Here is a 13,066-nt window from a genome sequence, read left to right as displayed (position 1 = left end):
CGCAGGAAAGCCTAATTTTGCATTCAACGGCGATTGCGTCTAAAGATCCGTTTCGACGAACACCTTCAACAGTTCGCGCGCCGTCCTCGGCGCGCATGAGGCATGCAGCGTGACACAACTGCCAACCAATCCTATGCCGGCGACGCCCTTGCTTGATCAGGTTAAGTTCCCCGACGATCTGAAGAAGATCGACGACAAGGATCTGCCGGAACTGGCAAGTGAACTGCGCGCGGAAATGATCGATGCGGTGTCTCGCACCGGCGGCCATCTCGGCGCCGGCCTCGGCGTCGTCGAACTGACGATCGCGATTCACAAGATTTTCGATACGCCGCATGATCGGTTGATCTTCGACGTCGGCCATCAGTGCTATCCGCACAAGATCCTCACGGGGCGGCGTGACCGCATCCGCACGCTGCGCCAGGAAGGCGGCCTTTCCGGTTTCACGCGGCGGGCCGAAAGCGAATACGACCCCTTCGGCGCGGCACATTCCTCGACTTCGATTTCCGCCGGGCTCGGCATGGCGGTCGCCGCCGATCTCGACGGCAAGTCCCGCAATGTGATTGCCGTAATCGGTGACGGCGCGCTCTCGGCCGGCATGGCCTATGAAGCGTTGAACAACGCCGGGGCGCTCGATGCCCGCCTCATCGTCATCCTCAACGACAATGACATGTCGATCGCGCCGCCTACCGGCGCGATGAGCGCCTATCTCGCGCGGCTTGCTTCGGGCCGCACCTATATGGGCATCCGCGAGGTCGGCAAGAAGCTGACGGCGTATCTCGGCAAGAGCGTCGACCGGGCGATAACGCGCGCCGTAGAGCATGCCCGCGGCTATGTCACCGGCGGCACGCTCTTCGAGGAAATGGGCTTTTATCACATCGGCCCGATCGACGGGCATTCCTTCGACCACCTGCTGCCGGTCCTGCGCAATGTCCGGGACAACGCCAAGGGACCGGTGCTGATTCACGTGGTGACACAGAAGGGCAAGGGCTATCCGCCGGCGGAAGCGGCTGCCGACAAGTATCACGGCGTCAACAAGTTCGACGTGATCACAGGTGCCCAGGCCAAGGCGAAGCCGAATGCGCCGGCCTACACTTCGGTATTCGCGGAAGCGCTCGTCCAGGAAGCGAGCCTTGACGACAAGATCGTCGCCATCACCGCAGCGATGCCGTCCGGCACCGGTCTCGACAGGTTCGCATCCGTCCACCCGTCGCGCTGCTTCGATGTCGGCATTGCCGAGCAACACGCAGTGACTTTCGCGGCGGGGCTTGCGGCGGAAGGCTACAAGCCCTTCGCAGCGCTCTATTCCACATTCCTGCAGCGGGCCTATGACCAGGTCGTCCATGACGTGGCGATCCAGGGGCTGCCGGTCCGCTTCCCGATCGATCGCGCCGGCTTCGTCGGTGCCGACGGGCCGACGCATGCCGGTTCCTTCGATACGACCTACCTCGCCACGCTGCCCGGCTTCGTGGTGATGGCTGCCGCCGACGAGGCGGAACTGAAACACATGGTGCGCACCGCAGCCGCCTACGACGAAGGCCCGATTTCGTTCCGCTATCCCCGCGGCGAGGGCGTCGGCGTCGACCTGCCGGAACGTGGGCAGATCCTGCAAATCGGCAAGGGACGCATCGTCAAGGAAGGCTCGAAGATCGCGCTGCTTTCATTCGGCACACGGCTTGCCGACTGTCTGATGGCGGCGGAGGATCTGGACGCTGCCGGCCTCTCGACGACGGTTGCCGACGCCCGCTTTGCAAAGCCGCTCGACCACGATCTCATCCGCCAGCTCGCACGGCACCATGAAGTGCTGATCACCATCGAAGAGGGCGCCGTCGGCGGCTTTGGAAGCCATGTACTCCAGTTCCTTGCGCAGGACGGCCTGCTCGACGGCGGACTCAAGGTGCGGCCGATGGTGATGCCGGACATCTGGATGGAACAGGCAAAACCCGAAGCCATGTATGCCGCGGCCGGGCTCGACCGGGCCGGCATCGTCTCGACCGTCTTCAAGGCGCTTGGCCAGAAGCATACTGTCGGCCTCGGAGCCGCAGGCTGAAACCTTTTCGGTCACACGCTTCAACGAAGAAACGACGCCAAGGCGCGATGAGACCGCATGTCTGAAGAAGCCAAGATATCCCTCCGCCTTGACCAATTGCTGCTGAACAGCGGTCTCGTTGCCAGCCGCGCTCGCGCCCGCGACGCGATCCAGCGCGGAACCGTCAAGGTCGAGGGCCGTACTGTAACCAAGCCCGCCGCCACCTTCGTTGAAGGGGTCGCGATCACCATCGACGATCCGGCGCAGGCCTATGTTTCCCGTGCGGCGCTGAAACTCGTCGCCGCGCTCGACCATTTCGGCTTCGACCCGGCGGGGCAGACCTGCATCGATATCGGCGCCTCGACCGGCGGCTTCACCGAGGTTCTGCTCCAGCGTGGTGCCCGCCATGTCGTTGCCATCGACGTCGGCCACGGACAGATGCATCCGCGCATCGCGGCAGATCCGCGCGTCACCAATATAGAAGGGCTAAACGCCCGGGCCATGACAGCGCAGGACGTGGGCAACCAAACGATCAGCTTCGTCGCCTCCGACGTCTCCTTTATCTCGTTGAAACTGGCTCTTCCGCCCGCGCTCGGGATCGCCGCACCCGGCGCGCATTGCGTCCTCCTCGTCAAGCCGCAATTCGAGGCCGGGCGCGAGGCGATCAGCAAGGCGGGGCTGCTCAAGGATCCCGAGAGCGCCCCTGCCGTTGCTGCCGAACTCGAGCGCTGGCTCGTGGAGGACATGGGCTGGCAGAGCCTCGGTCTCATCCCATCCCCGATCGCCGGTGGCGACGGCAATACTGAATTCCTCCTTGCCGGTGTGAAGCCATGAGCACGCAAACCGTCACGATCGCCCGTCTTGGCGCACAGGGCGACGGCATCGCGCAGACCGAGGCGGGTCCGGTCTATGCGCCGTTCACGCTCCCCGGCGAAACCGTCGCACTTGCCGTCAACAAGGCGCACGGCACACTGATCTCGCTGAAGGAGCCCTCCCCCGATCGCGTCGAGCCGAAATGTCGCCACTTCGGCCCGGACGGCGTCAACGGTACCTGCGGCGGCTGCACGCTGCAGCACGCATCCGACGACCTCTATCACGCCTTCAAGCGCAATCTCGTTATCGATGCCTTGAAGTCGAAGGGGTTGACGCCGGACGTGGTGCCGCTGGTGATCGCCCATCCGGGCGAGCGGCGACGCGCCGTCTTCACTGCGCGGCGCACCGAAAAGGAAATGCTGCTTGGCTACAACCGGGCAGAAAGCCATCACATCGTGTCGATCAGCGAATGCCCCATCGCGAGCCCGGGCATCGTCTCCCGGCTTGCGACCATCCGCAAGATCGCTGCCGCGATGGCATCGAACGCCGAGCCGTTCCGCATCACCGTGCTTGAGACCAACTCCGGTCTCGATCTCGCTTTTGAAGGCATCAAGCTCGCGGACCGGCAGCGCCGCCTGACCGTCGAGGCAGTATTGGGGGAACGCGGCATTGCCCGCGTCAGCCTCAACGGCGAGATCATCGTCGAACCCGTAAAGCCGGCGATAGTTTTCGGCAGCGTAACAGTGTCGCCGCCGCCGGGAAGTTTCACCCAGGCGACGCGGCCCGCCGAAGAGGCGATGGCAAAGCTCGTGCTTGAACATGTGGGCAAGGCCAAACACGTCGCCGACCTCTTCTCCGGCATCGGCACCTTCGCTCTCAGGATTGCGCAAAGGGCGCGCGTGCATGCCGTCGAGGGCGATGACAAAGCATTGAAAGCACTCGATTTTGCCGCACGCAACACGCAAGGCCTGAAGCCGGTGACGATCGAGAAGCGCGACCTTTTCCGCAGACCCCTGATGGTGCAGGAGTTGAAGACCTACGACGCGGTCGTGTTCGATCCGCCGCGTGCCGGCGCCGAGGCCCAGTGCCACGAGCTCGCCCGCTCGGGCGTGAAGAAGATTGCAGCCATCTCGTGCAATCCGGTGACTCTTGCCCGCGATCTCGCAATTCTCACCGCTGCGGGCTATCGGATCACATCGGTGACACCGATCGACCAGTTTCTCTGGTCGGCGCATGTGGAAGCCGTCGCGACCCTCGAAAAACCCCAGAAATGACGAAGGCCCGGCAAATGCCGGGCCCCAAATGTTTCCAATCGCCTCTGATCAGGCCGCACGGCGCCGGTAGCTGGTCGCGCTCGTATGGGCCATCTGCATCTCGCCAAGATCGAACTGGGCGAGCAGCGCGTTGAGTGCTGCCGCCTCCTGGGCGAGGCCGTGGCTTGCCGCCGTCTGTTCCTCGACCATCGCCGCGTTCTGCTGCGTGCCCTGATCCATGGTGTTGACGGCGGTGTTGATCTCCTGAAGACCCGTAGACTGCTCGCGCGTCGCGGTCACGATCGCGCTGACATGCTTGTTGATCTCCTGCACCTCGGCGACGATCGCTTCCAGTGCGCGGCCGGTATCGCCAACGAGCGTCACGCCGGAGCGCACCTGGTCGCCGGAGGTCGTGATCAGCGCCTTGATTTCCTTGGCGGCATTGGCCGACCGCTGGGCAAGCTCGCGCACTTCCTGGGCGACGACGGCAAAGCCCTTGCCAGCCTCACCCGCACGGGCCGCCTCGACGCCGGCGTTCAGCGCCAGAAGGTTGGTCTGGAAGGCAATGTCGTCGATGACGCCGATGATGTTGGAGATCTCGCCCGACGACTTCTCGATCGCATGCATCGCCTGGACGGCGTTCTGGACGACTTGACCGGACTTCTCGGCGCCGGCGCGCGTGCGGGCGACGAGTGCTCCGACCTCTTCCGCCCGGTGGGCTGAGTCCTTCACCGTCGTGGTGATCTCCTCGAGCGCCGCCGCGGTTTCTTCGACCGAAGCTGCCTGCTGCTCGGTGCGACGGGCAAGATCGTCGGCGGCCGAACGGATCTCGCTGGCGCCGGCATCGATCGCACGGGCGTTGACGCCGACCGCACGGAGCGTGTCGTGCAGCTTGGCGAGCGAATTGTTGAAGTCGGCCCGCAGGCGGTCGAGGCGATCGGCAAAGGGGCTGTCGATGCGGAAGGCGAGATTGCCGTTGGCAAGCCGGCCAAGGCCGGTCGCAAGCGCGTCGACGGCGTGCTGGACTTCCGCCGCATCGCGCGCCTTCTGGGCCTCGCGGTCCAGGCGCTCGCGCTCGGACAGCGACCGGTTCGCGTCCGCTTCGTCCTCAAGCCGCGCGCGTTCGACGGCGTTGGCGCGGAAGACGGCAACGGCCGCGGCCATCGATCCGATCTGGTCGCGGCGCGTCTCGCAGGGGATTTCGACCTCGATATTGCCGGCGGCGAGCTTTTCCATCGTGCCGGTCATTTCGGTGATCGGTCGGATGACCAAGCGGCTGAGCAGGGTCGCGAGGAAGGCGATCATGGCACCGACGGCGAGGATCGTCGCAACGGTGGCGGCGACGCGGAACTGGCTGATCGCCGAATAGGCGACTTCAGCGTCCACGACGAAGCCGACATACCACTCGACCGAGGGAAGCCCCTTGACCGGCACAAAGCTGACCAACATCGGCTTGCCGTCGAGTTCGGTGTTGACGATACCGCTACCGATCTTCGGCGTGCCGACCGGAAAGGCGTCGGCGAGCGTCTTCGTCACCAGCTTGGCATCCGGGTGGACGAGAATCTGACCGTCCTTGCTGGCAAGGAACGCGAAGCCCTCGCCGCCGACGTCGATCGCCTTGACCATGGAGACCAAGGTCTTCAGCGAGAAGTCGCTGCCTGCCACGCCATAGAGCTTGGCATCGTGCTTGACCGGCACCGCTGCGCTGATGATCAGATCGCCGCTGGAGGCGTCGATGTAGGGTTCGGTCAGCACGCGAGCATCGGCTTTGACGGCCTGCTGATACCACGGGCGCTGGCGCGGATCGTAGCCTTCGGGCATCGGCGTTTCAGGCCAGGTGATGAACTTGCCGCTTTCGTTGCCGACATAGGTCGAGATGAACTCGGCGGTGAGGACATCGTTCTTCAGAACCGGTTGGACAGCGGCGTCGTCCCCGACGCGACCGACGGCGTCGGCAACCATGGCCGTCAGCGTCACGCGGCCGTTCAGCCAGTTGGCGACGCTTGTCGCCGCCTGGGTGCCGGACGAGGCGATATTCTCCTCGACGGCTTTTGTCGTCGCACTGTTCTGGAGCGTATCGATGTAGACGGAAAAGCCTGCAAAGGCGCCGACGACAACGCAGGACGCGGCAACAAGAATGCGCGTCATGAGATTCGATCGTTTGGACAAGGAGGGACTCCCCTGGATTGGCCGGCATTCTTCGCCGGACATGAGCTCGTGGATTTCCCGCGCAGAGCGGATCGGTCGCGGCGAGCGACGGACGAAATTGCGGGAAATGATTGAACATGCCGCGAAGGCAAGACCGGCCATGCCTCATGCGGCCGGGGGCCGCCCGCACGACGAGCGTCTGCCTGTTCGGATGAAGGCGCAAGAGGACGCTCGGCGCTATGGTTCCAGAGCATCCGGTCCGGTTTTTTCGTGTTTCCACTTTGGACGCGGATCTTCCGGAGAAGGCCTACTGCGACCGCACGCTAGCGATCGCTATTTAAGAAGCGATTAAAATTGACATATGCAAGTTCGGGATTTCTGCCGCGACGCGCACCTCAATCCGGAACACACACGCCACAGCGCCGCGCGTCCTTCAGACGCGCAAAGGAGGCTGTAAGACCTTGAATTGCTGCAGTTTTTATCCTTAACTCGGCTCCGATTTAAGAAACATGCAGCAGCTTCTCGCCATCTGGACATCGCCCCCCCGAGCTAACGACGCATGAAGGCTTCGAAAGCCGCCCGCGCTTCATTGCTCTTCAACTGCGCGGCGAAGTGCGCAGCTTCCTCGTCGATGCGGGAGAGCACGTCACTTCGATCCCCGCGAATGAGGTCTCGCGCGATCCTGAGCGCTTCCGGCGGTTTCCCGGCGAGACGTGCCGCGAGCGAGAGCGTCTCTTGTTCCACCGCTTCCTGGGCGACGATCTTCCAGATCAGCCCGGTTTGCAAGGCATCGGTGGCCTCCAGCGGTTCTCCAGCGGCAAGAAGCGCGAAGGCGCGCTGGTGCCCCATGATGCGCGGCGCGACCAGGCTTGAGGCAGCTTCAGGCACAAGTGCGAGATCCACGAAGGGTGTCTTGAAGATCGAACGCTGCGAAGCAATCGTCAGGTCGCAATGAAGATGGATGGTCGTGCCGATACCAATCGCCAGGCCGTCGACGCCGGATATGACCGGCTTTCTCGCTCCCGCGAGCGCCCGCAGGAAATCGAGCACCTCGGTCCCCATCGCCCCGCCCATGGCAAAGGCGAGAAAGTCGGCCATATCGTTTCCGGCCGAAAAGCAGCCGTGGGTGCCGAGGAACGCAGTGACGCGCACGGCCGGATCGGTTCCGGCCACCGTCAGCGCGTTCGTCATCTTCGCGTACATTTCGCGCGTGATGGCGTTCTTCTTTTCCGGCCGATTGAAGCGGATGACCTGGACGCCGGGGAAGGCCTCCGGGCGTTCTACAAGCACATGATCGGTCATAGGTTCCCCCCTCAAACCAGAACTGCGCGCGCAGCCGCAAGGCTTTCGGCGCCACTGACGACGCGATCCTTGAGGGCGCCTGTTTCCGCGAGCAGGTTCTCCGCCGTGAAACGGCAAAGCGCGATGCGAGTATCTTCCTTGCCGTCACCGGCCTCCGCCGTGCCGCCCTTGGCGAGATAGACGCCTGTCAGTACCAGTCCGAAGAGGCGCTGATAGGCGGTCGCACCGGAGAGCGCATCGGTAAGTCTTCCGCCGTCAAGCGCGGCCAGCAGCCACTCGGTCGCGTCGGAGAGATCGGTAATCGCAGCATCGAGTCTCGCTGCCGCCTTCCCGAACCCCTTCCTGTTCGTGGCCCTGACAGCGGCGGCGATCTCACTCAGTTCGGCGATGAAGCCGCGCACATGGGCACCGTCGGATAGAGGCAGTTTGCGGGTGACGAGATCGATCGCCTGGATGCCGTTGGTGCCCTCATAGATCGGCGCGATGCGGGCGTCGCGCAGGTAGCGAGCGGCGCCGGTTTCCTCGATGAAGCCCATACCGCCATGCACCTGTACGCCCAGGGAGGCGACGTCGACGCCGGCATCGGTGGCAAAGGATTTTGCAATCGGCGTCAGCAGGCTTGAACGCTCCTGCCAATGGCGGGCTTGGTCGCCCTTGCTGGCGTGCGCCATGTCGACTGCGTGGGCGCAGGCATAGGCGATCGCGCGCGAACCTTGGGTCAGCGCCTTCATCGTCAAAAGCATGCGGGCGACATCCGGATGCTCGATGATCGGGCTCATGCCCTCGCCGCGCCAGCCGGGGGCCCTGCCTTGCGTGCGCTCCTTGGCATAGGCAATCGCCTTCTGGGTGGCGGCATCGGCAATCGCGACACCCTGCATGCCGACGGCCAGTCGGGCGTTGTTCATCATCGTGAACATGCAGGCGAGACCGCGATTTTCCTCGCCAACCAGATAACCGATCGCACCTTTTTCATCGCCGAACTTACCGTCGCCATAGATCATCGTGCAGGTGGGCGAGCCGTGAATGCCAAGCTTGTGCTCGAGCGAATGGCAGAAAACATCGTTGCGGGCACCGAGCGAGCCATCGGCGTTGACAAGGAACTTCGGCACGAGAAACAGCGAAATGCCTTTCGTGCCGGTGGGTGCGTCCGGCAGGCGTGCCAGCACCAGATGGACGATATTGTCGGTGAAGTCGTGCTCACCCCAGGTGATGAAGATCTTCTGGCCGAATATGCGATAACTGCCATCGTCGCGACGTTCGGCCCGGGTCTTGAGCACGCCGAGATCGGAACCGGCATGCGGTTCCGTCAAGTTCATCGTGGCGGTCCACTCGCCTGAAACCATTTTAGCGAGATACGTTGTCTTCAGCGCCTCGGATCCGTGCTTCTCCAGCGCTTCGATGGCGCCCATCGTCAGTGTCGGGCCAAGCGCGAAAGCCATCGAACCGGCGTTCCACATCTCCATCGCGGCGACGTGGAGCATGTGGGGCAGATTTTGGCCGCCGAAGGCTTCCGGCGCCGTCAGGCCGTTCCAGCCGCCGCCGACCCAATTGTGGTAGAGATCGCGCCATCCCTCCGGCGTCTTGACCGCGCCGTCGACGAGTCGCGCGCCCTGCCGGTCACCGACTTCGCCGAGAGGAGCCACCTCTTCCGTGGCGAAACGCCCGGCTTCCGCAAGGATCGCGTCGACCAGATCTTCACCGAGTTCACCGAAAACACCGGCGTCCAAGGCCTCAGCCATCCCGGCCACGTGCTTCAGTGTGAATGCGATCTCGTCGACCGGTGCTTTGTACATGACAATCCTCCCCGTGCGGCCGTAGTCATGGACCACGCCGCGCGTCCTTCTTTCGAACCGAAGACTATTGATTTTTACGTAAACGTCAACGTCAATTGCGGCCGGCTGCAGGTTGACGAGATTGTAACAAAACTGTCATCGAGCGGGATTAGAAGCCGAGTCCGGATTGCTTACTGCATGTCTGCATAAATCGACCTCGCTTTAAGCAGACATACGGCAATTCAAAGCTTTACAGCGACCTTGGTGCGTCTGATCAGACACGCGGCGCTGTAGCCAAGGCGCTGCGATGAACCTGATTTCTCCCGAGATACCGGGCCTCGTCTGGGCCTACCGCTTCATACCCGGGGAGAGCCGATGCCAGCGCATCGGGGCCGACTCTTCGATCGACAACCTTTCTGCGGGCGACGGCTGGGTATGGCTGCACCTGGCACTCAGCGATGCACGCACGCCCGCCCTGATCGAACGCATCAGCAAACTGCCCCAGTCGGCGATTGCCACGCTGACCAGCCATGATACCCAGGCAGCGATCTCCGTTTCCGAGGACGTCGTCCACGGAACGCTGGTGGATTTCGAGCGCACATTCGACGCGGTTACCAAGACGATCGGTTGGCTGCACTTTGCAGTGAGCGACAAGATTATCATCACGACGCGGCTGCACCCGCTGCGCAGCCTCGACCGCGTGAAGGCTGCCGTCGAGAAGAGCGCCAAATGCAGCCGGCCGATCGATCTTTTCGAGATGCTCGTGGTCGAGTTCCAGCGCACGCTCATCACCCTCGTCCTGGAGCTGACCGAAGAACTGAACATCATCGAGGATCATGTCTACGGAGAGGCTGGTCATAGGCAGCAGCCCGGACTGGCGCCGCTGCGCAGGACCGTGGTGCGGCTCCATCGGCATCTCAGGACCATTCTCGCCCTGTTGCGGCGGGCCGGGGCATCGGAGGAGGACGAGGTGCCGCCGGGTTTCATCGACGCGGCAGAGCGACTCTCAGATCGGCTGGAGGCAGTTGATCGCGATGTCTTCGCGCTCCAGGAACGCGCGAGGCTTCTCCACGAGGAAATCGACAGCAAGATTTCCTCGGAGACCAACCGGCATCTCTATATCCTGTCGCTGATGACAGCTTTTCTCTTGCCGCCAACGCTGGTGACGGGTTTCTTCGGCATGAACACGGGAACCCTGCCCTTCGCCGATGGAAGCGGCACGCTCTACGCGGCTTTGATCATCGCCTTTTCAATGGGACTTGCCTGGCTCATTCTTCGCCGGATCGGGATTCTGTAGCACGCTGTTGCGGAAGGATATGGACCGGGTTCTGCTCCCTCTTTTTGGAACATGCAGCCGACGATTGCGCCTTGCCATTGTGAAACTTAAGGCATGGATCGCGAGATGGAAAACCATATCGCCAAGGGATTTCCCGACCGGACCGGCGCCGTAGCACCACAATCCAGAGCCGAATCTGCCAATGACGCTTCTGCTGGAGGTCTGTGTACAGGAGCGTTCGTCTCGCGCAGGATCGAGGCGGGGCTGAGATTTACGACCTTTTAACGCTAATGTCGGCAATCTCAGTGAATGGAAAAGCGGGGACTCTCGATCTCGGGGACGATCTTGCGCCTGGTGGCCCTTCTGGGTCTGACCTTCGCGGCGGTGAATCTTCACGCGCGTGATCTCGAACCCTGGAAACAGCGGCAGAACGCCATCATCGTCGATGCCTATGAGATGAACAGCATCGACTGGGAAGCGCTGCTGAAGGACAAGCGCATCGCCGGCTTCATCGCGAAAGCCTCCGACGGCCTGCCCGAAAGTTTCTCCTGCACCGGCGACCACGGCGGCGACACGGTCGCCCATTGCAAGACGATGTGGCGCAAGTACGCCGTCAGCCGCGAGCTCTACCAGACGCGCCGAATGATCGCCCGGGCGTATGGCCTGCTCTGGGGGGCCTATCACATGGCCCGGCCTGGCAATCCTGTCGACCAGGCCAATCACTTCCTCGACTATGCCAGCCCCCGCGACGACGAGGTGATGGTCCTCGACATCGAGGGAATCGATCCGGAAAAATACATGTCCCTGGAAGACGCAGCCATCTTCGCCGGGCATATCAAGGCCCGCACCGGCCGCTACCCTATCCTTTACACCAATCACATCACCGCGAAATACATCGCCGCCAACCGCTACAAGCACCGGCTGCTGTCGCGGCTTCCGCTCTGGTACGCCCGCTACAAGCCGGACATCCGCAACGTCTTTCCGATGGGAAACTGGGACAGTTATGCCCTCTGGCAGTTCTCCTCGTCACACAATTGCGGCAAGCGGCGCTGCCCCTACCGGGTGCCGGGCACGCTGGACGATATCGACGTGAACGTCGCTCCCATGCCCGCTCCTGCGCTAAGGGCCATCTGGGCGCAAGGGGCACTTCTGCCCGAGAAACCGCCGGTGCTGACCGTTGTTGCTGCGGCGACGCGCGGCGCGGCGGCGACCAGCGCCAAGGCGGTAGCTTCGCTCGGGCGGCCTGCCCTGCTCGTCAGCCGCGCGACGGCCGAGAGCAAATCGGGCAGCGGCGTTGACATGACCGTCACCGGCTCGATCGCCGTCAAAGCTGCCGAGGTACACCTGCCCCAGCAGCCCGAGCGGCGCTGAAGGGCCCGCCCGTCACGCCTCGATTTGCACGTCGCCGAGTGGCCGCGAGCAGCAGGCAAGAATGTAGCCTTCCTCGATCTCGTCATCGAGAATGCCGCCATTGTGGTTCATCTCGACTTCGCCGGCGACCTTCATCACACAGCAGGTACCGCATATGCCGCCCTCGCAAGCGGCGCCGATCCTGACGCCGTTGGCGCGGGCGGCCTGCAGGATCGTCTGGCCTGGCACCACCGTCACGTCCTTGCCGCTCATGGTGAAGGAGACGCGTGCCTCGGCCGCAGTGCCCGGCCCCGCGCCGGCCCGCACCGCGAGCTCCTCGGCCGCCGGCGCGGCTGCCGGCTGGAAACTCTCCTCGTGATGGCGCGCCATATCGAAACCGGCGCCTTTCAGCATCTCCCTGACGCTGCGCATGAAGGGTTCGGGCCCGCAGCAAAAGACCGTCCTCTCCAGGAAATCCGGCGCGAGCAGCGGCAATTTCGTCGCATCGATGCGACCGCGCAGTCCATGCCAGCCGTGGCGCGCCTCATGGCCCTCGACGAGAAAGCCGAGATTGAGCCGCCGCATCTGGCGGGCGAGAACCTCCAGCTCTGAGCGGAACAGGAGATCCTCCGGCCGGCGCGCGCAGGAAATGAAAGTGACGTCCATGTCGGGCGCGCAGTCCGCCATCCACCGCGTCATCGACATCATCGGCGTCACACCGGAGCCAGCCGAGATAAACAGGTATTTCTCACCCGGATGGCGAACGAAGCTGAAATCCCCGAGCGGCCCGAGCGCCCTCAGCTTCATGCCGGGCTTCAGATTGTCGAACATCCAGCGCGTACCGATGCTGTCCGGCTGCGCCTTGACGGTGACGGCAACCGAGAGCGGGCGTGATGGCGAGGATGACAGCGTGTAGGTGCGCATCACCGGCTCCTCGCCGACGGGCAGCTCAAGCGTGACGAACTGCCCCGGCAGATAGCGGAACCAGGCCAGCTTGTCCGAACGGAAGGTGAAGGTCATCACGTCCGCAGTCTCGATCACGGCCGATATGCATTCGAGCAGATGCTGCCGATCGATCCACGGATGCAACTCATCGAAATGGCGAAAAGAGGAACCCATTTCCATG

9 protein-coding genes are annotated in these 13,066 nt (G+C 63.3%); 5 read left to right on the top strand and 4 right to left on the bottom strand.

Annotated elements, in window-relative coordinates; all coding sequences use genetic code 11:
* Positions 1-133: 133 nt before the first annotated feature.
* The 3 genes from dxs to FKV68_RS04710 are packed head-to-tail and all read left to right on the top strand — an operon-like array spanning position 134 to position 4,113.
* On the top strand, positions 134-2,047 hold the full coding sequence (dxs, locus tag FKV68_RS04720; RefSeq protein ID WP_180941404.1) for a 1-deoxy-D-xylulose-5-phosphate synthase: 1,914 nt from the start codon (positions 134-136) through the stop codon (positions 2,045-2,047).
* Positions 2,048-2,104: 57 nt separating this feature from the next.
* Complete coding sequence (locus FKV68_RS04715; protein ID WP_180940376.1) at positions 2,105-2,860, top strand: TlyA family RNA methyltransferase; 756 nt, start codon at positions 2,105-2,107, stop codon at positions 2,858-2,860.
* Positions 2,857-4,113, top strand: coding sequence for a class I SAM-dependent RNA methyltransferase (locus tag FKV68_RS04710; protein WP_180940375.1), 1,257 nt, complete (start codon positions 2,857-2,859; stop codon positions 4,111-4,113). Before FKV68_RS04715 ends, FKV68_RS04710 begins: the two co-directional genes overlap by 4 nt.
* A gap of 48 nt (positions 4,114-4,161) precedes the next feature.
* On the opposite strand, the gene mcpU is transcribed toward FKV68_RS04710, so the two are convergent.
* The 3 genes from mcpU to FKV68_RS04695 all read right to left on the bottom strand — a co-directional run bounded on the left by mcpU (position 4,162) and on the right by FKV68_RS04695 (position 9,335).
* Complete coding sequence (gene mcpU, locus FKV68_RS04705) at positions 4,162-6,261, bottom strand: methyl-accepting chemotaxis protein McpU (protein WP_180940374.1); 2,100 nt, start codon at positions 6,259-6,261, stop codon at positions 4,162-4,164.
* A gap of 528 nt (positions 6,262-6,789) precedes the next feature.
* Positions 6,790-7,542, bottom strand: coding sequence for a crotonase/enoyl-CoA hydratase family protein (locus tag FKV68_RS04700; protein WP_180940373.1), 753 nt, complete (start codon positions 7,540-7,542; stop codon positions 6,790-6,792).
* An 11-nt stretch (positions 7,543-7,553) separates the two neighbouring features.
* Positions 7,554-9,335 carry an acyl-CoA dehydrogenase family protein gene (locus tag FKV68_RS04695; protein WP_180940372.1) on the bottom strand — a complete coding sequence of 594 codons (1,782 nt, stop codon included), beginning with the start codon at positions 9,333-9,335 and terminating at the stop codon, positions 7,554-7,556.
* Positions 9,336-9,621: 286 nt separating this feature from the next.
* Here FKV68_RS04695 and FKV68_RS04690 point away from each other — a divergent pair, with 286 nt between their 5' ends.
* Together FKV68_RS04690 and FKV68_RS04685 are read left to right on the top strand one after the other, a co-directional pair.
* Positions 9,622-10,611, top strand: a complete 990-nt coding sequence (locus FKV68_RS04690) for a transporter (RefSeq protein ID WP_180940371.1) — start codon at positions 9,622-9,624, stop codon at positions 10,609-10,611.
* Positions 10,612-10,899: 288 nt separating this feature from the next.
* On the top strand, positions 10,900-11,961 hold the full coding sequence (locus FKV68_RS04685) for a glycoside hydrolase family 25 protein (protein ID WP_180940370.1): 1,062 nt from the start codon (positions 10,900-10,902) through the stop codon (positions 11,959-11,961).
* A 12-nt stretch (positions 11,962-11,973) separates the two neighbouring features.
* Here the strand turns inward: FKV68_RS04685 and FKV68_RS04680 are convergent, their stop codons facing one another.
* Positions 11,974-13,065: an FAD-binding oxidoreductase gene (locus tag FKV68_RS04680; RefSeq protein WP_180940369.1), complete on the bottom strand. Its 1,092-nt coding sequence runs from the start codon at positions 13,063-13,065 to the stop codon at positions 11,974-11,976.
* Position 13,066: the final 1 nt, after the last annotated feature.

It is taken from the genome of Sinorhizobium mexicanum (assembly GCF_013488225.1).
GTDB classification, from domain to species: domain Bacteria; phylum Pseudomonadota; class Alphaproteobacteria; order Rhizobiales; family Rhizobiaceae; genus Sinorhizobium; species Sinorhizobium mexicanum.
The sequence above is the reverse complement of the archived record's forward strand: the minus strand, read 5'-3'. Positions and strand labels throughout refer to the sequence as shown.